Genomic DNA, 18455 nt, shown 5'->3' on the forward strand with positions numbered 1-18455 from the left:
GGTTTTTCCTTGCAATCGTGCTTTTGAATTGGAATATCGGCTGTGAAATTCATTTAGTCAACGGAATGAGGTTGGTCAGATTGACCTTTCTTCCATTCACATTATTTATCAGAATAGGAGAGCCACAGAAATGATTGAATTCACGATTTACGGAGAACCAGTTGCGCAAGGTCGTCCCCGTGCGACGACTATCAACGGAATGGTGCGTATGTATGATCCTAAGAAATCAAGAGATTTCAAGCAGTATGTGAAATTGGCCGCTTCTGATCATCGCCCTCCTAATCTATTCAAAGGGCCGTTGGAGTTAGAAGTAAAGGTTTATAAATCGACTCTTAAGAGTTTTAGCAAGAAAAAGGCTACTGCAGCTGAAAGAGGAGAGCTCCGGCCCAGCAAAAAACCGGACGTTGATAACTATATCAAGGGTATCAAGGACGGCCTTAACAAAGTGCTATGGCAAGATGACAGCCAAATTGTTGATTTGCACGTCAGTAAATTTTATAGCGAGAAACCAAGAATTGAAATTAAAGTCACCCCATTATCCCAGGAGGAGGAACAATTATGTCTTTCATTGATTTCAAAGCAATCGTAAAAAAGGTGAATATGAAACCGAAGGGCTTAACGGAAATTACCTTGGAGGTCAATAGCGCGGATTTAGACGGGAAGATTCAACACCTCTCTGAAATGATTGATCAAAAAGTTGAATCACAACTGGAATCAACACTGGTCAATTATAACGTTGAAATCAATCCAAACACGAACCAACCTACAACCAGCTATAAGGTTGATCAGCATGGAGTAGTATCAGAGGTTGAGCCGCAGCCCGAACAACTTGAGGCTGAGCTTGGACTGCCTAAAGAAAACATTCCAACCAAAAAAGAAAAACGACAGATCGAACGGACCATTATAGAGGAGTTTATCACCAGCGGAATGGCACCTAATTTCGAGGAGTTTCCGAGCGACTTCCCTAACTTCGTGAAGCGCAAAATTGAAGGTGAATCCTATAGCAAATTGGCGTCTGAGCTTGACATCTCTTCGGGCAAAATTGTTGATCTAATGGATCAATATTTCGCGAAAGTTGCGCCGCTTGCTGATACATGGTGGGACTGGAAGCAAGACCAGGACGCAGAAGCGGAGCCACTGTTCAAGCAAGAAAACGATGTGCCTGCAGCAGAAGATTCTCCTGATGAAAACGACAATCAGGATGACCAGGAAGATGAGGAACACGGTGCTGCATGATCAATCGCTGCATAGAGGGGGAAAAGCCGTCCTCCTCTATGACTTTGAAATTAGCCAATAAAAAACCGAAGCAATTTGCCCCAGTGTATAAGAAAATCTCCCAAATAAATTATACAAGGGGGCATCCTACTTGAAAAGAAAAAGAGGGAAAGAAGTAGACGTTAATTCTGATCTAACTTTTACAGAGCAGATTGAAAAAGGAAAAGTGACTCTCCTTGTGCTCGATGGACATAGCGGCAAAGTGAAAAAATATGAGGCTGTGGAACATGGATCCACAGTTGTTGAAACAACAAAAGGTAAGATTTTCAGGGTTAGATTTGATGATTACGAACTTTTTTAAAATGGAGAGATAAAGATTGAAAAAAATAATGATGTTTCTGATCGTTGTTGAAATAACGTTCATTGGATTTTTTGCAACAACCGGAACAGCCGAGGCCGTATGGTCCGGCTGGCAAATTAGAAATGGATATACTGCGCGAGTCTATACGGATGCCAGCACATACACTACCCGTGCTTCAACGGTTGACTGGAAGATTGAAAAGAAAGGCAGCTCAAAGCTTTATTACACAGCCCATATTTATAAATGGATGAACACCGGTTTATACAGCGGGGGAAGTACAGCTGGATATTTTAAATCATTCACCCCTATTAAAAAATTTAGTGTGCCGTCAGTAAGAAGAAAGTTAGGTAGCGGAACCTTTATCGTCCGTGTGTTCTGTTATAAGGATTCTAAAAAGAAAAAGATGATCGGAAGTTTCGACTCAAAGAAAATCGGAATTACAGAAGAGATTTGAATAAGGAAACAGTTCTTTGATTAACCTTTGACACGAATACAGAACCCCATATCCATTTCGAATACGTCACTGTTCATTGTAATCGTGATTTTTTAATTCACCAATTAAAATTTGCGGAGGGAACATTTTGAGACTTAAAGAATTAAAACTACATGTTAGTACAGAAGGTCTAAAAGTTGATATAATGGAAGGCGAGGAAAACTTTGCAATAATAGTAAGTCATGGTGTTGCAAAAATGGTCAAGCTTCCTCTTCATGGTGAGACAAAGATTATCACTCATCAGGGCAAGGTGAAGCGGGTAAAATTTGATGAGGGGGAGAATTTTTGAAACCCAAAATTCCGTTTAGAATTAAAATATTTTTTATTGCATTTGCTGTCATTGCTCTTATAAGTATGGGGGTGGGGTACACTGCTTTATTTGGTGAAAAAACCCAGGATGTAAGCTTGTTCATATCTTCAATAGCATTATTAGGTACAGCTTCTTCGATTCTAGGGCATTATTTGAATTTAAAAAAAGATTTTTTAAATTCGCTTCCAGAAATACTTTTGATCTTTAATGAAGATAGATATAGTGTTGGTCAACTAGAATTTAAAAATGTTGGACATTCAACAGCATACATTACTGATTTAAAATCTAGTGAACCACTATATACCTTTGATAACCCAAAGGAATTTTTAATTAATGACCTTATAAGGGAATGTGTTTTACCTCCAGGTTGCAGTGTGAAATACCCATTTTTACGTCAAAGTGATACTAAAAAAGATGATCGATTTAGAAAAATAACCGGTACGATCCTATATAAGAACAAAGATAACATCGCATTAAAAAATGAAATTTCATTGAACTTAAAACCGCTTAAAAAAACATTAAAGTATTCTAATGAACTTACCAGGGCTTGTTTTGAAGTAAAGAATATATCTGAGTATATGAAAAAAATGACTAATCATATTAAAAGTATATCTAGCGATATAAAAAGATATGCGAATGAAAGAGACAGTGATCAACAATAATCAGTATTTAAAGTTCTACTGGGCATCTGGAGGACACTAATCATAGCAACTTAGTGCTGATTGGTGTCTTTTTTATTTTCAGGAGGGATTGATTTGTTAGCAAAACAATTGGCTTTTCTGCCGCCTATAGATGAAAAAGAAGTCAGAAATACGATTATAAGGGAGCTGAAAAGATATAAAGCTTTGAAGGTCCAGCTTGAAAACCGGAAAGAACGGGAAGAGGCCGGGATGAATAACCTTTTCCCGCAGCTCAGAGACCAGCACTTTTTAAATGAATTGAAAGTTTGTCAGATGGACAGAGCACTCAAACAAAGCCTTGATGATGATGAATTGCAGATCATAAAGGCCAAGTATCTTTCTTCAAAGAAAATCAAGGATATTGAGATTTATATGGAGATGGGGCTGAAAAAGGACAAATATTATCAGATAAAGCGACAGGCCATTAATAATCTTGCGACAGCTCTAGGGATAATCTGAGGGCTGTTAAAACAAAAAAGCAGACTCTTATGAGTCCGCTATTTATTATTTAATTGCTTAAACCATGAGTCTTTCTGCAATATGATAACTGCTTGAGACTACATTCATAAACCCAATTGAAAGCAAAACGGCTGTTACGGCCAAAGATGTTGTTAGTGCTTTAAACTTCAACTTCATATAAACAATCCCCCCGCTGTGTTTGTTTTCGTGCCTCCTCAACTTTTAAAAAGTAGAGAGATGACATTTCAAAACATTTGTTTTCATGATAGTATTTAGCCACATCTAGTGACATATCCTCTACATCAGGGTACATTTTTTTTGATTCCAAATGAAGTAAGCAATGATCAATTTTTTTGTTATCCGGATCCCCCATATAAAGACCCTTTAAAAACTCAAACTTTAAGCCATAAATTGAGTCACCAACCTCATTTGAATGTTCGTATCCCTCATCAAAGAAGAGCTGTGCTTTTTTCTTATTTTTTTGTTTAAATTGAATTTGTGTCATTAAAAAGTATGCTTGCGGGAGGGATTTAATGAAGCCCTCTTCTTTAAAAATTGAAATTGCTTTTTGAAAATTATCAACCGCTTGCTCGTACAAATCTTGATTATAGTAACAAACACCGATGTTATAAAGAGCCCGGGCAATCATTGGTTTGTTTTTTTCTTCTTCAGCCATTTCCAAGGCTTTCTTTAAATGAAGGACTGCTTTTTCATATCTGTTAGCATCGATCCAGTTTCCGGCCATTATTGTATGGCACTGGATAATTCTCAAATTGTATGTTTCTTGTTCTCTATATCTCTCAAGAGCTTTTTGTGCATAATGCATTGAAAAATATGTCTGTTTCATGTAGTAATAGACTTCTGCAATTTTAAAGAAAAACTCCGCTTTTTCCACTTCGTCTTCAACAAGAGCAAGTTTATTCTCTGCCTGTTTATAGTAAGTAATGGCGGATATGTACTCTCTTTTTTCATTTTCATACATACCACGGAAAAAATTATAATAATATTCAAGGATGCCTTTTAAACGAGCCTGTTTGTTGTCTATATTGCGCGACAATTCTGAAATTGTCGGACGCGAGGAAGAATTTTCGCCAGGTGCAATGTATTCAAGCATAATGCGATGCCTAAAGTCCATTAAAGAGTAATACAAAAGCAAATCTTGATCTTCTTCCATTTCTTGAATGTCTCGTTCAATCTCTGCCTTTAATATTTCGGCATCAGGCACACTAAAAGTCCTTATATACCTATACCATTCATTTATCTTCACACCGACAGACGCTGAAGAAATCTTTCCAGTCAAATTGATAACCCCTCCTCAGGATAACCGTTTTCCATTTCCATACTTTCTTGTATTTTACAGAATAGTTGAGTTTTTGACAATCATTTTATGTTGAGGACATTTCAAAATCATCAGGGTGTTTTGACCTAAACACTTTGATTCATTTTCAAGAATAGACAGGATTTATTCACCAATTCTTTTCCGTATAGTGGTAAACTCTATACTGATTGTAACTTTAGTATTAGAGGAGAATGCTATGAAGACTTTGGATGTTCAAGCGTTACGAAATGGAATAGATGATACGCTGGAACAATTAAAAAAACAATCAGATGAAATTACGAAAGTCAAAAAAAACGTTGACGGTATCACATCTCTTGATGATGCTTTAAAAGGAAAAGGCGGGGACGCCATTCGCGCCTTTTACGAAGAATGCCACACCCCGTTTCTGCGATTTTATGAAACTTTTATTGAAGAATACCAATCGGCATTGAAAAATATTAAAAACGCGCTGGATTCCTTGGAACCGAATCACAACGGATATATTTCACAAGCCTTTCTTGAGCACGAATTGGAACAAGGCTTGAACGCGGCCGATCGAACAACGAAACATTTGGTTTCCAAAGCCAACGCCACGATCGCGAAAGTCAGCCATATTGCCGATTTACCTAAATTGGATGACAGTGATTTTCATGAACAGAATCAGAAAGCCAAAAAGGAAATCAGCAGCACGCTCGAAAAACTCCATGCTTTTGACAGGGAGCAAACAAACGCTTTGAAAACCGCTGAACAAGATCTTGAAACGATGCAAAAATATATCACAAGGCTCGAGAAAATGTATACCGGGCCTAAAATTGAAATCACCGGCTATCAAAAAGGCTCGATTTTAAAGCCGGATGAGATGGATGCTCTGAGCGGGAATCAAGAGACAGCGATGGAAGTCATGTTGGATAAGCTTGATAAAAGATCAGAAATTGAAAAAGAAATTAGCGAAGTTAGTGAACATGATGTTAAACTTTATAAGTTGCGAGAAAAGCTTGAAAATGCTTCCGATTCAGAGGAGTATCTTAAGATTGCTAAAGAAATCGGTTATGATAATCTCACACCAGAACAAATGGAGCATGTTAAATCCATTGAGTTCTGGGATGATCCTCTCCAAGCAACAATTGATAATGTTAAAGAGGCCGGCGAGGGCTTTTTAGACGGACTAGTGGACGCAGGGGAAAAATTAGATGAGTCAGGGGAAAAATATTTAGGTCCTGTATATAAATCAGTTAAAGGCAGTGCTGTCGCTGGATATGATCTTGCGAAAGATTTTGTTGACGGCGGAATTGAGTTGGGGTGGAATCTCGGCTGGACAATCGACCATTTACATAAAGACCCGCAAGTTGTTTTTGACACAGTTCTTGGATACGATTATAAAGGCGCTCTTTTGAGTATGGTAGACACGTTGGCGGAAAAATGGGATGAGAAAGTAGTACATGGAGATGCGTATTCAAGGGCGCATTACTTTACTTATTTGATCGGAAGCCTTGCCGGCTTGCGGAGCGGAAAATCCTCTGTTTCAACGGGTTCGAAAGATCTTGCGAAAGCTGGGAAAACCGCGGTTGGCAAGGTGAAGGAAGCTGGTAAGACTGTAAAACAGTCAATTAAGCCACCTAATAATCGTTACACTCCTGCACTGGAAGGGATTCTTCAGGACGCGAGGAATTCTATTAACGTGAAGAATACACCTCTGATACGTGAGCTGGTTGAGGATAAAAAGAAAAGTGTGCTTGTACAAGCTGCTCCGTACACTTATGAAAATTCTTCAGGAGTAACAAAAACGATAAATTTAAGAATGGGCCATCTTAAAAATAAAAAACATCCTGTCACGGGTGTTCCTTACGACAAAGATGGTTTTCCTATTTTCGAATCTAAGTATACTACTAAGCTTGATGAGAGTGATTTAAAAAAAACCAGGGATCAGCACTTCAATAAATTAAACAAGGAGCTTTATAAAGAAATTGAAGAAAACCCGTCCCTTATTAAAAAACTTGAACTATCTGAAGATGACCTATTAGACTTAAGAGATGGTATTACCCCTGAGAAATATACATGGCACCATCATCAAACACCAGGAAAAATGGAACTAGTTGATCGTGAAATTCATTCTAAGACTGGCCATACTGGTGGATATAAAATTTGGGGTAAAGATGAAAAATAAGGAGGTTAATTATGCAAAATGTTAATTGGAGAAAACGGAGCACATTTAAAGAGCCAACTCATGAGCAAATTCATAGTCTTGAAGAAACTCTTAACTTTAAATTTCCATTAGATTATAAAGAATACATAAAAGAATTCAATGGATGCTCTCCAGTAGATAAACGTGTTGTTGTTATTGCGGGATTTAGAGAATCGATTAATAACCTGCTGAGCATTGGAGACCCAGAGAGGCCAATTGATCTTTATAAAACATTCAATAATGTTAAGGATAGATTAATTGACAACATTATTCCCTTTGCAACTGATGCAGGAGGCAACTTATTTTGCTTTGATTATAGAAATTCTGAAACAAGCCCGACTGTGGTTTTTTGGGATCACGAAGAAGCATTTGAGAATCCAGAAGCAGCGGTAACCTATGTCTGTGATAATTTCACTGAATTAATTAACAGTCTAAGAGAGTATGAAGAAGAGGAGTAAAGGGAAGATTTTTTATGGTGAACTTAAATTTTTAGACCATCCTTACGTTGGTATAGCCTTCTGTGGATAGCAGAAATAATTATTAAGCACTTAACTTTGGTTGAGTGCTTTTTTTATGTTCAAATCCGAGAAAAATCCGACAAAAAGGGGGATAAAATGGGGGACTTTTTCTATTCCACTTTGTCATACGATAGAGACAAGAAAAACGAACGTGAATATCGAGTCCAAGACGGAGAGCCTGCGGACACTGATCTTTTGCACACGGATTGTGCAGCTGATTAGTGACCGCTTTTTTAATGGCCAGAATGGGAGACGCACCTTTCCCTTATCAAGTGTGAACTCGGATGTATCGAATGATGATGAAGGTCGTCAGCTTCACAGGAGGAGCGGCTGGAGTCTATGCAGGATTGCGCGCGATAGTCACGGGGAACGCAAGCGGTGAGATCCCGTTTGCACAGGAAGTCATTTTCACATGGCTCCAATAATCTTTGCGTCCTCCTGGAGATTATCCGGAGTCATTTTTAATTTAAAAAAGCGAATAGCGCAAGGTGGTGTTTATTCGGTAAGGAGAAATGAGTATGAAATTAAGAGATCTTTTGTCTATTGAGAATAAAAAGAGGCTTAATGCTTCTGTTGCTAAAAATGAGCAGCTTTCCAGAAAGGATTGGGAAGAGATTATGGGAGTCCAAAGAGACATTTATAAAAGAGTAAATGGTCGGTCCAGACGAAAATAATTTTGGGTTCATATTTTTGGATCCAGTGATACTGTTTTTGCCTATTTCATAAGAAAGATTTAATGGTGAAAAGCCTCTCTCCTATCGGAGAAAGGCGTGCGCAACTACAATCACAAGAGCGACTGCCAAGTTGCGGGAAATTTTAATATGGATCTCCATAACCACACCCCCATCTAGGTGAGGAGGATTTCGGTGTTTTCGGATTTAACCGGGAGCCACCGCCCTCTCCTAGCTACAAAAGCTTGAAATTATTATATTACATTTGTGTTAGGTATTGATGAATTTTTATTCGACAAATTTCGCAAGAGCTTCTATTAAAATTTCAATTGTCCGATAATAGGAGGGGAGGGAAAAATATGAATTTAGAAAAAGCAAAGCAAACTGTAAAAGAATTAAACAATTTTATCAAGCTTACAGAAGAGTGTGATGCAGATACATTTGAAAAGAAAGTCATTAGAGAATATGCTATACACGGGAATGTAAGTAAAGTAGCAAAAGTTTTAAACGATCAAGGGATTAAAGTTGGAAATAGGAAAGTAATCTCTAACGATATTTCTACGGTTATTATGTCTAAACCCCACCTAAATGAATTACATGTGATTGTACAAAAAATATTTACTCGTAATAAAAAAAGAATGCCATATTAATCAAGGTCAAAAAGTGCATTTTTTATAGAGAGGAGAGATATCCAATATTGGGTATCTCATTTTTGTTTGTGTTAATAAGGTTATGATAGCTAATTTGCGCTTCTTTATTAGAGAGGAAAAGGTACCAGTGAAAATTAAAAAAATAAAAATAGAGAAAATCAACCCGGCTCCATATAATCCCCGGATCGATCTGCAGCCAGGAGATCCGGAATACGAAGCACTGAAACAATCTATGAAACGTTTTGGCGCAGTCGAACCATTAGTCTGGAATGAGAGGACTGGGAACCTTGTTGGCGGCCACCAACGTTTTAAGATCCTTATGGAAGAAAAACAAAAGACTCTCCTTGTTTCAGTTGTGAATTTGAATGAAGCTGAGGAAAAAGCACTCAACCTGGCTTTAAATAAGATCAGCGGCGACTGGGATGAGGAAAAGCTCCAGCTGCTTCTTACTGAATTAAATAACACTTTTGATGACATCACATTAACTGGTTTTTCGGGAGAAGAATTAGAGGAGATCCTTTTAGATTTCTCGGGAGATTCAGAGGTTCTTCCTGTTGAGGAAGACGATTTTGATGTACAAGAGGTTTTAGATAATATCAAGGAACCTGAAACTAAATATGGAGATGTATGGCGCCTTGGGCGCCACCTTTTAGTTTGTGGGGATGCTACAAACCTTGAAGATGTCCAAAAGCTAATGCAGGGGACGAAATCAGATCTCGTTGTGACCGATCCCCCTTACAATGTGGCGGTGAAAAGTGACAGCAAGAAATTAAACGATGATGGCCATGCTTCTATTTTGAATGATGAAATGGCAGCTGATCAATTTGATGAATTTTTAAGAGACGTCTTTCAGAATTACTCAAAAGTAATGGAAGATAAGGCCGCGATTTATGTGTTTCATCCTTCTGCCTATCAGATTGCCTTTGAAAATGAGATGAGGAATGCCGGTTTAGACATTCGCACTCAATGTATTTGGGTGAAAAATTCACCTACATTTGGTTGGGCGCAATATCGATACCAACATGAACCCGTTTTTTATGGGTTCAAAAAGAGTTTTTCTCCTGCTTGGTATGGTGACCGGAAACAGACCACGGTTTGGAAGGCAGGATTAGATGAGGAGGAGCCACTTCCAACTTCAGTTTGGGAGGTTTCGCGTGGTGATATTTCAAAGTATGTACATCCAACACAGAAGCCTTTGGAGTTGCTGAACATTCCAATAAGCAATAGCAGTAAAAAAGGAGATATTGTCCTTGATTTCTTTGGGGGCAGCGGTTCCACCTTAATGACTTGTGAACAGACTGACAGGGAGTGCCGGCTCCTTGAACTCGATCCTTATTTCTGTGATGTCATTAAACAACGTTTTGAAACGGCTACGGGAATTAAACCAGTATTATTGAATTGAAATAAAAAAAGAGGGTGCTGACAACACCCTCCCTCATCCAAGGCCATCACCCTGGTAAGAGCGTGATGAAGACGCGGCCGCGTTTCGTGGGAAAATCACGCTCTCATCTCTATTCTATTGGAGGACCAGGCAAATGGCAACAGAAAATACAAACATACGTTCTTATGATGATGATGAAAAAGAAGAACTGCTTCTCCTTCATAGTGCTGAATTGCTTGAAAATATCAGTCAATCTAAAGAGAAATACCGGAAAATTATTCAGGCAGGTATCTCTCAGTGGGTCAAAGATTTTCAAAGCGGCCATATTAAGGTGAACACTGTTGAAGATTTAAAAAAGCTCATCGAGCTGGATATACAGCTTCAGAAAGATGAGGAATTATAAACAATAGACACCAAGTTATACTCTTGGTGTCGTTTGTTCTCTTTAAACTCTGCGACTTTCATAAAAAAGATCGAAGTCTACAGAACTATATAATGACTCACCTAGGCATGCTAATAGCGTGGAGACAAAAGCGGTTTTCATTGCAGGTACTGCGGCTGCCATTCCTGCAGGAGTAAATAGTGTGCCTCCTCCGGCAAGAAGAGCTGCAATAACCGCTTTATCAAAACAATTTTTAGCGGTTGCTTCCATATCTTTTGGATAAGTCAATCTTGCTGCGATCCGATGACGTCTTTTACGAATTCTTGGCCATACAAACTCAGGTAAATCAAAAGAAAGCAATGTTTTTTCTAAAGTTCCTTTTGTTGTCTCATTTTCTGGTGAAACATCATTTCTAGGTAAAGTAGTATTCTCAGGTGAAATATTGTTTTCTTGTGGGTGTAGCGTAGTAGATCCTAAATTTTCCCTAGGTGTTTCGGTAACTTCCTCTAATTTTTCGTTTAAATAAGTAACTTGATACATTATAAAACCTCCATGTTTTTTGTATTGATCATATTATTGTGCAATAACACTTTATTTATGATTAAATTTTTCAAGAAGTATATGGAATTATCAAAACAAACTCAAACTCAATTCAGGTTGCGGAGGTGGGTGAAATGTAATGGCGAGACCGCGTGATCCAAGACGTGACGAAGCGTTCCGTTTATGGAAAGAAAGCAGCGGAACCAAGAAATTAAAAGACATCGCGGATGAATTGGGCGTCTCAAGCAGTACCGTCCGCAAATGGAAAGCAACAGATAAATGGGAAGAAAAATTCAAAGGGAGCGCTCCTAAATCGAATGGGAGCGCTCCTTTTCGTCCCGGCGCTCCAATAGGGAATAAAAACGCCAAAGGAAACAAGGGCGGAAAGGCACCACCTGGAAACGAAAATGCAAAAGGGAATAGGGGCGGTGCTGCTCCAAAAGGGAATAAAAATTCCGTCCGTACCGGCGAATATGAAACGATCATGTGGGACTTTTTAAATGAGGACGAGCGACAGCTATTTGGAGAAATTGAAACCGATCCGCTTTATCAAATTGATTTAACGATCAGGGAGTTGAGTCTTCGGGAGCGGCGGATGATGCAGCGAATAAATAGAATCCAGAACGGTTTATCTGAAAAACAGCGCCGCGTGCTGCAACAAATGCGTAAGGTAAAGGATATCGTTCAGACGCCGGATAAAAATGGACTTGTTAAGCCGGTCCCAGTCATGAATGAGCGTCTTGTCGTAACCGAAATTGAAGAAACCGAGATGAGGGCGATTGATGACATCTTGAACATTGAAGAGGCGCTCACTCGTGTAACAGATAAGCGGCTGAAAGCAATTCGTCAGAAATACGATATGATCCGCTTAATGGATGAGCATGAATTGAAGCTCCGCGGCATCTATCTTTCAAATGAGACAAAGCAAGTTGAACTTGAACGCCTGACTGCCCGCCCTGTGGACAATTCTGTGAATATCACAATTACTCGTAAGGGTGAGGGTAAATGACGGTAAAAGAAAAAGAAGTCAATCCGCATTTCGAAGACTTTCTTTTTGACTGGAATCAAAAATTTCAGCTGCTCGTCGGCGGTTACGGATCATCCAAAAGCTATCACATTGCTCTCAAGCTCATTTTGAAGCTTCTTGAAGAAAAACGGACAGTATTAGTCATTCGTGAAGTGTACGACACTCACCGGGATTCTACATTCTCTCTTTTTGAAGAGATCATCAATGATTTAGAGATTGATCATATCGTAAGGTGTATGACATCCCCGATGCAGGTCAGGTTTCCAAATGGCAGCCGCATCATCTTCAAAGGGCTGGATAAACCGGCTAAACTGAAATCGATCAATAACATCTCAATCATTTGGATTGAGGAATGTTCAGAGGTCAAATATGAAGGCTTTAAAGAGCTTCTCGGCCGTCTACGGCATCCTACGTTGCCGCTTCATATGATTTTTTCCACGAACCCGGTCGGGGAAGACAACTGGACATATAAGCATTTCTTTAAAGACGATCTGAATAATCGATTTGTCCTGGATGATAAAGAGCTGTATGAAAAGCGAACGATCGTTTTAAATGACACATACTATCATCATTCTACTGCTGATGATAATTTGTTTCTGCCGAAAAGCTACGTGAAGCAGCTGGATGAACTGAAAGAATACGATCCAGACCTTTACCGCATCGCCCGGAAAGGTCATTTTGGTGTGAATGGGGTTCGGGTTTTTCCTCAGTTTGAAGAATGGCCACACGATGAAGTAATGCAGGCCGTCTCGAACATTGACTGCCCGATTAAGCGGGTAGGAATGGACTTCGGTTTTGAAGAATCCTATAACGCCGTTGTACGGCTTGCGGTAGACCATAAGAAAAAATATCTCTATGTCTACTGGGAGTATTACAAGCGAGGAATGACCGATGATCGAACGGCAGAGGAACTCCAAGAATTCAAGAAAACCCAGGAGCTTATCAAAGCTGATTCAGCGGAGCCTAAAACGATTCAGTATTTCCGGCAGCAGGGTTTCAATATGGTGGGAGCCCACAAGTACCAGGGTTCACGCCTACAGTATACGAAAAAGATCAAGCGGTTTAAAAAGATCATTTGTTCCGACCAATGCAAGAACACCATTTTTGAACTCAAGCCGCTGACCTATAAAAAGGACAAGCTGGGTAACATCATTGAAGATGAATTCAAGATCGATCCCCACACTCTTTCGGCCATCTGGTATGCCCTCGATGATTACGAGGTCACCGATCTGAAGGAGAAACCGAAAATCCGGCCGCGGCCAAATAGAGAGAGGAGGTAAAGCATGGCTCAACAATCTGTGAAAGCCACCGTGTTCAAAGCGAATGCGTCGAGCGAAACGACTAAACAGATTTATGAAGATCAGTTCACCTATCAAGAAAATGACATCATTGCGCCGCCTTACAATTTGAAGGAACTGAAAAGTATCGCAGAATATTCGACGATTCTGCAGCAATGCATTCATGCCTATAAGACAAATATTCTCGGTTTTGGCTTTGATGTGGAATACACCTTTGATATCAATGGGGATGATGTACAGTCTGAAAAAAAGCAGGCTGCGGAAAATGACTGGACACGGCTTGAGGAATTTATCCGCTACCTTCATTTTGACGAATCGGCCGAAATTGTTGTCGGGTATGCTGTAGAAGACCGGGAGAAAACCGGGAACGGATTTCTAGAAGTCCTCCGCAACGGGGCCGGGAAACCAGCGGGAGTTGAATATCTGGACGTTAAAAACATGAGGGTGTGCCACTATACGGAGCCTATCGAAGTAGAATTCACATTTCGGGAGCACAATGAAATCAAAACGATGAAGCGGAAGAAAAGATTCCGGAAGTATGTTCAGATGGTTGATGGAAAACAGGTCTTCTTCAAGGAATACGGGGATCCGCGAATTATGAATTTGCGGACTGGCAAATATGAAGCCAACACTCCAGAGGAGCTTCAAGCTAACGAAGTCATTCACTTCAAGCTCGGCAGCGGTGCTTATGGCGTTCCCCGTTGGATTGGGCATATCGTAAATCTATACGGGGCCAGAAAAGCGGAAGAACTGAATTACATGTACTTTAAGCAAGGGCGCCATATCCCAGCAGCCATCACAGTCGAAAACGGGATGCTTTCTGAAGCCTCTTATCAACAGCTGCAGGAATACATGAATGATCTTGAAGGCACAGAAAACGCTCATAAATTTCTCCTGCTTGAGGTTGAGGGGATACCAACTGAAAAGGGCATTACCGGGGAAGAGGATGTATCCTCCGTCAAGGTTGATATTAAGTCCCTGGGCGAAATTCTGCAGCAAGATGCCCTATTCCTTGAATATGACGAGAAAAGCAGAAGCTAGCTGCGTTCTGCCTTCCGTCTACCGCCGCTTTATACAGGGGAAGCACACGAGTATAACAAGGCAACCGCGGACACCGCTCGAAAAATCACAGAGGAACAAGTCTTCCAGCCGGAAAGAAAAATTATAACCGGCAAACTGAATAATTTGTTTCTGTCTGATTTGAATATTTATCATGCACAGCTCACTTTAAAAGGCCCGGACTTCCGTGATCCGATGGAGATTGCCAAAGTGTTGGGGCCTTTTATTAATGCCGGCGCAGTATCTCCCAACGATCTCCGGGATCTGGCCGGGCGGGTGCTTGGTAAGACGCTTGAAGAATGGCCAGAGGATGAGTACAGCCGGCCGATTGGCAAGGTACAAAACAATTCTTCTGATCCGCTGCAGGCTCTTTTTCAAAAATCAAAAGATAATCGGTCAGAGGATTTGATTATGCTGCTGAAGGATATGAGGGATGTCCTCGAGGAGCTGAAGCAAAATGAATAAGACCGATCAGCTTTTAAACAGTCTGAACACCTTTATTCAAAAAGCCGAGGAAGATGATGAAAAATCACTCGTGGAGGTTATACCTGATTTCCCCGGCCTTTCTAAAATACCCGGTTATGTTCAGGAATATGAAAAAAAGGTCGCCAGATTGATCAGGCGCCAGCGTAAGAAGTTTTTAAGTGGTCTGAATGATTTTGTAAGCAAAGACTCAAAAGAGACGTTAGAAGCCATTCTGGTGTATTTTACGCAGAATCTATTTGCAGGGGATGACTTCGAGGAGCAATTTCAGGAGCTGACAGAAGGTTTCCTGCAGCAGACCATTGAGGAGCTGGCTACTGTCATCATGGATTCATTGGATCCCGAAGTACCGTTTAAAATTCTTTCGAGTCGTTCAACAAATTGGATCAAAGGCTGGTCCGAAGAGCTGGCCGAGATCATGAAATTAAATACCCATGAAGCGGTAGAAGATGTGCTGACAGAAGCCATCGAGGACGGTGCTTCTATTCAGGACATTGAATTGACTCTCAGGGACTTGCCGCAGTTTGATAGAGGCCGGGCTCGAACAACAGCCATAACTGAAGTGCTTGCCGCTTCCTCTGCGGCGCAGCAGGAGGCTTATTCTCAATCGCCGGCTGTCATTGCGAAAAAGTGGAGGCACAGCGGGGGAAAGAAAAACAATCCACGTGAAAATCATATGGCTCTCGATGGAACGGTCATTGGTGTCAATGAAGAATTTACGATCCCGGGGAGCGGTGAAACTTGTATGCATCCGAGGGATTCAAAGCTGTCAGCCAAAGAGCGGGTTCATTGTCATTGCGTTCTATCACCCGTGGTTGATAACAAAATTTTAGGGTTGTCAGCAAAAGAAAAAGAAGTAATGCGAAAAAAAATCTGGAAATGAATTGCTGAAATCATGGTACAATTATCATACTTTTTATGAAAGTAAGGTGATTGAATTCATGAGAAATCCTTTTTTGGAATGGGTGGAGTCACAGAAGTTTGGTGATGAAGCGAACATTCTCTTTAATGAAAGTATAGAATGTTACAATGCTGCTGCCTACAGGGCATCACTATTATTTTCTTTCTTAGGATTTCAAACGGTATTAAAAGACCGAATACTGGAAGCAAAGAGTCCAGACAATTATAGTGAAAGTGAGTGGAGTACATATCAGAAAAAATTTTTAAATGACGATAATTGGGATAAGGAAGTAATAAAAGCTGTTCAAAATAAAAAGAAGCCGATTTTTAGTCTGAATGACGATCTATATGACCAATATTTTTATTGGAAAAACAGGCGTAATGACTGTGCTCATGCAAAAGGGAATATGATAGGTGGAGCACATGTTGAAGCTTTTTGGTTTTTCTTACAGTCCAACTCATTAAAATTTAGGGTTAATGGAAGTAAGGATTATATGCTAGAACGAATCAAAGACTACTTTGATCCTAGCTTAACTCCTCCTAATACTAGTATTGAACCAATAATATTACAAATACCACAATCTATAGATCAACCAGACTTAATAAGTTTTTTCGAAGACTTAATAAACTTAACTAAGTCGGCTACTTTCAGTGATTATATTGAAGTGGAAGGGAAGAAAACCCCTTTATGGGAAGGTTTGTTGAAATATTTGAACGATGCTTATTTGAAGATCTTAATAAAATTCTTAACTAGAGACGAATTCAGGTCCTTTACTTTAAGTATCTTCAGACAAGCTCCTAATTTGATTAAACATTTCTCGGGAGAAAAAACATTTATTAGATCAACTTGGAAGAGTTTTCGTGATATATCTGATTATAAGATCTTTATTGAACTAGTTAAAAATAATCTCATACCGACAACTGAGATGGAAGAATCTATTTTACACATGTTTCAAAATGTAGATACAGAGATTTTTGATATGGATGTATGGTTTATAGAACCAATTGAAGAACTCGATGTGATGATTCTAAAGGGGATTGGTTTTTTTGAATTGTTTTATAAAAAAGCTTTTGATGATTACAAAATATCCACTTCTTTTGAATGGGGTAACAGAAATAAATATTTAGTATTATACTATCTTAAGAACTTCAATATGGATATTACAGTTGCTAAAGCCATTCAGGCCGCTAGAAAGGCTTTATTTCCTCCCAAACGCTTACTACCTCTAATAAGAGAATTCTTTAACAAGAATCCAGAAAAAGAGGAAGAATATAATAAACTTATTCAGAAGGATGAGAGTTAAAGACAGTGTGTACACTGTCTTATTTTTGAAAGGAGGTGAACTAAAATGCCTCGAGAATTGGTAAACGCAAAAATTACACACGTTTCTTACGTAGACAAGGCTGCTAATCAAAAGCAGTTCTTTTTTATGAAGTCAGAAAAGCAGCCTGACTTTCAGAAAGAAATTAAAGTCCTGACAAAAGCGGAGGATGAAAAAAAGCTTGTATACGGAATCGTATATGAACCAGATACGCCCGACGCACACGGTGACTTCATGACCGCTGATGAAATTGAAAAAGCTGCCCACGGATTCCTGAAGGATGCCAGGGAGATTGATAAGCAACATGATTTTCAAGGCGGCGTCGGTGAAGTGGTGGAATCCTATGTCGCGCCGGCGGACTTTGAGGTCAATGGTGAAACCATAAAAAAAGGATCCTGGGTGCTTGTCACAAAAGCTTCGGATGAGGTTTGGGAACAGATCAAAAAAGGCGACATCACCGGATATTCAATGGCTGGGACCGCCGAAACAATCGAAAAACAAAAAGAGAAGCCTTTTTCTCCTTCTGCCAATGAAGAGAAAGGGCTTTTTAATTTGCTGAAAAACTTCTTTACAAAGGGAGAAGTTCAGGATCGATTTAACTACGGACGGAGCGGCCGCGAATTTTGGGCTGCTCAAGATGCGTTGAACTCAGTTCTGTTTAATTGGGGTTCTCCTAAGGAGATGGAAAACGATCCTGAAAAAATCAGAGAAGCCTTAGAAGACCTTGTGAATATCGCCCAGGAGATATTGATTGCTGATGATATTCAGAAGGCGATCGGGCCAAAGCCAGAAGAACTCCAAAAGGCTGGCCGTAAAATCTCGGCTGCTAACCTACAGGAAATTAAAAGCGCTCATACTGCACTTGGCAATTTGCTGAGTCAGGCAGAAGCAGAAAAGGAGGAAGACGAGTTGAAAAAAGAAGATATTGAGAAATTGCTTGATGACAAATTAAACCCGATCACCAAGCGACTTGATGATATTGAAAAAGAAGCGGAATCTGCAGAGGGCGACGGAGAGGATGAAAAACAAGAACAGTCCGTCATCAAACAAATGGATGAGCTGCTTGAACAAAAGCTCTCACCTATTCAAGAGCGGTTGGAAGCTGTTGAAAAGAGCCGCGGTATTTCAAAACAAGCGGGATCTGATCAAGAATCAGACAAAGAAGAAGTGAAAAAGTCCGTTTGGGACGGGTTACTTTAAAGGAGG

The 18455-nt window shown here is 39.8% G+C and carries 21 protein-coding genes and 1 pseudogene; 20 read left to right on the forward strand and 2 right to left on the reverse strand.

The features are described from left to right. The first annotated feature begins 130 nt into the window (after positions 1-130). The 7 genes from M654_RS08615 to M654_RS08645 all read left to right on the forward strand — a co-directional run bounded on the left by M654_RS08615 (position 131) and on the right by M654_RS08645 (position 3518). The gene (locus M654_RS08615) at positions 131-589 is read left to right on the forward strand and encodes a RusA family crossover junction endodeoxyribonuclease (RefSeq protein WP_026588402.1); all 459 of its coding nucleotides are present in this window, start codon (positions 131-133) and stop codon (positions 587-589) included. Next, positions 559-1236, forward strand: a complete 678-nt coding sequence (locus M654_RS08620) for a hypothetical protein (protein WP_026586514.1) — start codon at positions 559-561, stop codon at positions 1234-1236. Before M654_RS08615 ends, M654_RS08620 begins: the two co-directional genes overlap by 31 nt. A 130-nt stretch (positions 1237-1366) precedes the next feature. Further along, positions 1367-1576, forward strand: a complete 210-nt coding sequence (locus M654_RS08625; RefSeq protein ID WP_026586515.1) for an XtrA/YqaO family protein — start codon at positions 1367-1369, stop codon at positions 1574-1576. A gap of 16 nt (positions 1577-1592) precedes the next feature. Continuing rightward, positions 1593-2030 (forward strand): hypothetical protein, encoded by a 438-nt coding sequence (locus M654_RS08630; protein ID WP_026586516.1) that lies wholly within the window; start codon positions 1593-1595, stop codon positions 2028-2030. Positions 2031-2157: 127 nt separating this feature from the next. Continuing rightward, positions 2158-2358: an XtrA/YqaO family protein gene (locus M654_RS08635; protein WP_026586517.1), complete on the forward strand. Its 201-nt coding sequence runs from the start codon at positions 2158-2160 to the stop codon at positions 2356-2358. Continuing rightward, positions 2355-3041: a hypothetical protein gene (locus tag M654_RS08640; protein ID WP_026586518.1), complete on the forward strand. Its 687-nt coding sequence runs from the start codon at positions 2355-2357 to the stop codon at positions 3039-3041. The genes M654_RS08635 and M654_RS08640 overlap by 4 nt, the downstream gene beginning before the upstream one ends. 93 nt (positions 3042-3134) lie before the next feature. Further along, the gene (locus M654_RS08645; protein ID WP_026586519.1) at positions 3135-3518 is read left to right on the forward strand and encodes an ArpU family phage packaging/lysis transcriptional regulator; all 384 of its coding nucleotides are present in this window, start codon (positions 3135-3137) and stop codon (positions 3516-3518) included. Positions 3519-3678: 160 nt separating this feature from the next. Here the strand turns inward: M654_RS08645 and M654_RS08650 are convergent, their stop codons facing one another. Next, on the reverse strand, positions 3679-4818 hold the full coding sequence (locus M654_RS08650; protein ID WP_026586520.1) for a response regulator aspartate phosphatase: 1140 nt from the start codon (positions 4816-4818) through the stop codon (positions 3679-3681). A 235-nt stretch (positions 4819-5053) separates the two neighbouring features. Here M654_RS08650 and M654_RS08655 point away from each other — a divergent pair, with 235 nt between their 5' ends. The 7 genes from M654_RS08655 to M654_RS08675 all read left to right on the forward strand — a co-directional run bounded on the left by M654_RS08655 (position 5054) and on the right by M654_RS08675 (position 10641). Beyond that, positions 5054-7000, forward strand: a complete 1947-nt coding sequence (locus M654_RS08655; RefSeq protein WP_035428007.1) for a T7SS effector LXG polymorphic toxin — start codon at positions 5054-5056, stop codon at positions 6998-7000. Between the two features lie 11 nt (positions 7001-7011). Then, positions 7012-7476, forward strand: coding sequence for an SMI1/KNR4 family protein (locus tag M654_RS08660; RefSeq protein ID WP_026586521.1), 465 nt, complete (start codon positions 7012-7014; stop codon positions 7474-7476). Positions 7477-7829: 353 nt separating this feature from the next. Beyond that, a complete protein-coding gene (locus M654_RS24100) occupies positions 7830-7961 on the forward strand; it encodes a hypothetical protein (RefSeq protein ID WP_268884414.1) in 132 nt (43 codons plus the stop codon). Between the two features lie 93 nt (positions 7962-8054). Then, positions 8055-8210: a hypothetical protein gene (locus tag M654_RS23530; protein ID WP_026586522.1), complete on the forward strand. Its 156-nt coding sequence runs from the start codon at positions 8055-8057 to the stop codon at positions 8208-8210. A 356-nt stretch (positions 8211-8566) separates the two neighbouring features. Then, the gene (locus M654_RS08665; protein WP_026586523.1) at positions 8567-8857 is read left to right on the forward strand and encodes a hypothetical protein; all 291 of its coding nucleotides are present in this window, start codon (positions 8567-8569) and stop codon (positions 8855-8857) included. 127 nt (positions 8858-8984) lie between these two features. Then, positions 8985-10259: a site-specific DNA-methyltransferase gene (locus M654_RS08670; protein ID WP_026586524.1), complete on the forward strand. Its 1275-nt coding sequence runs from the start codon at positions 8985-8987 to the stop codon at positions 10257-10259. 133 nt (positions 10260-10392) lie between these two features. After that, a complete protein-coding gene (locus M654_RS08675; protein ID WP_026586525.1) occupies positions 10393-10641 on the forward strand; it encodes a hypothetical protein in 249 nt (82 codons plus the stop codon). Positions 10642-10683: 42 nt separating this feature from the next. Here M654_RS08675 and M654_RS08680 read toward each other — a convergent pair whose 3' ends face one another. Further along, entirely contained in the window at positions 10684-11160 is a 477-nt protein-coding gene (locus M654_RS08680; protein ID WP_026586526.1) for a hypothetical protein, read from the reverse strand. Between the two features lie 139 nt (positions 11161-11299). Between M654_RS08680 and terS the strand changes: the two genes are divergently transcribed. The 6 genes and pseudogenes from terS to M654_RS08710 all read left to right on the forward strand — a co-directional run bounded on the left by terS (position 11300) and on the right by M654_RS08710 (position 18449). Beyond that, positions 11300-12169 carry a phage terminase small subunit gene (terS, locus tag M654_RS08685; protein WP_026586527.1) on the forward strand — a complete coding sequence of 290 codons (870 nt, stop codon included), beginning with the start codon at positions 11300-11302 and terminating at the stop codon, positions 12167-12169. Further along, a complete protein-coding gene (locus tag M654_RS08690; protein WP_026586528.1) occupies positions 12166-13467 on the forward strand; it encodes a PBSX family phage terminase large subunit in 1302 nt (433 codons plus the stop codon). The genes terS and M654_RS08690 overlap by 4 nt, the downstream gene beginning before the upstream one ends. A gap of 3 nt (positions 13468-13470) precedes the next feature. Further along, a pseudogene (locus M654_RS08695) lies at positions 13471-15009 on the forward strand (phage portal protein). Further along, positions 15002-15910, forward strand: a complete 909-nt coding sequence (locus M654_RS08700; protein ID WP_026586529.1) for a phage minor head protein — start codon at positions 15002-15004, stop codon at positions 15908-15910. The pseudogene M654_RS08695 and the gene M654_RS08700 overlap by 8 nt, the downstream one beginning before the upstream one ends. A gap of 58 nt (positions 15911-15968) precedes the next feature. Further along, positions 15969-17231 carry a hypothetical protein gene (locus M654_RS08705; protein ID WP_026586530.1) on the forward strand — a complete coding sequence of 421 codons (1263 nt, stop codon included), beginning with the start codon at positions 15969-15971 and terminating at the stop codon, positions 17229-17231. A 45-nt stretch (positions 17232-17276) separates the two neighbouring features. Next, entirely contained in the window at positions 17277-18449 is a 1173-nt protein-coding gene (locus M654_RS08710) for an XkdF-like putative serine protease domain-containing protein (protein ID WP_026586531.1), read from the forward strand. Positions 18450-18455 lie beyond the last annotated feature (6 nt).

The sequence above is a fragment of the Bacillus sp. NSP9.1 genome (assembly GCF_000465465.2).
In the GTDB taxonomy this organism is placed as follows: Bacteria; Bacillota; Bacilli; order Bacillales; family Bacillaceae; genus Bacillus; species Bacillus sonorensis_A.

Bases quoted from the DNA above. Each gene is read 5' to 3' on its own strand.
- M654_RS08620 (WP_026586514.1), top strand. From the start codon at position 559: ATGTCTTTCATTGATTTCAAAGCAATCGTAAAAAAGGTGAATATGAAA.
- M654_RS08665 (WP_026586523.1), top strand. From the start codon at position 8,567: ATGAATTTAGAAAAAGCAAAGCAAACTGTAAAAGAATTAAACAATTTT.
- M654_RS08700 (WP_026586529.1), top strand. From the start codon at position 15,002: ATGAATAAGACCGATCAGCTTTTAAACAGTCTGAACACCTTTATTCAA.
- M654_RS08615 (WP_026588402.1), top strand. From the start codon at position 131: ATGATTGAATTCACGATTTACGGAGAACCAGTTGCGCAAGGTCGTCCC.
- M654_RS08680 (WP_026586526.1), bottom strand. From the start codon at position 11,160: ATGTATCAAGTTACTTATTTAAACGAAAAATTAGAGGAAGTTACCGAA.
- M654_RS08690 (WP_026586528.1), top strand. From the start codon at position 12,166: ATGACGGTAAAAGAAAAAGAAGTCAATCCGCATTTCGAAGACTTTCTT.
- M654_RS08705 (WP_026586530.1), top strand. From the start codon at position 15,969: ATGAGAAATCCTTTTTTGGAATGGGTGGAGTCACAGAAGTTTGGTGAT.
- M654_RS08675 (WP_026586525.1), top strand. From the start codon at position 10,393: ATGGCAACAGAAAATACAAACATACGTTCTTATGATGATGATGAAAAA.
- terS (WP_026586527.1), top strand. From the start codon at position 11,300: ATGGCGAGACCGCGTGATCCAAGACGTGACGAAGCGTTCCGTTTATGG.
- M654_RS08660 (WP_026586521.1), top strand. From the start codon at position 7,012: ATGCAAAATGTTAATTGGAGAAAACGGAGCACATTTAAAGAGCCAACT.
- M654_RS08710 (WP_026586531.1), top strand. From the start codon at position 17,277: ATGCCTCGAGAATTGGTAAACGCAAAAATTACACACGTTTCTTACGTA.
- M654_RS23530 (WP_026586522.1), top strand. From the start codon at position 8,055: ATGAAATTAAGAGATCTTTTGTCTATTGAGAATAAAAAGAGGCTTAAT.
- M654_RS08655 (WP_035428007.1), top strand. From the start codon at position 5,054: ATGAAGACTTTGGATGTTCAAGCGTTACGAAATGGAATAGATGATACG.
- M654_RS24100 (WP_268884414.1), top strand. From the start codon at position 7,830: ATGATGATGAAGGTCGTCAGCTTCACAGGAGGAGCGGCTGGAGTCTAT.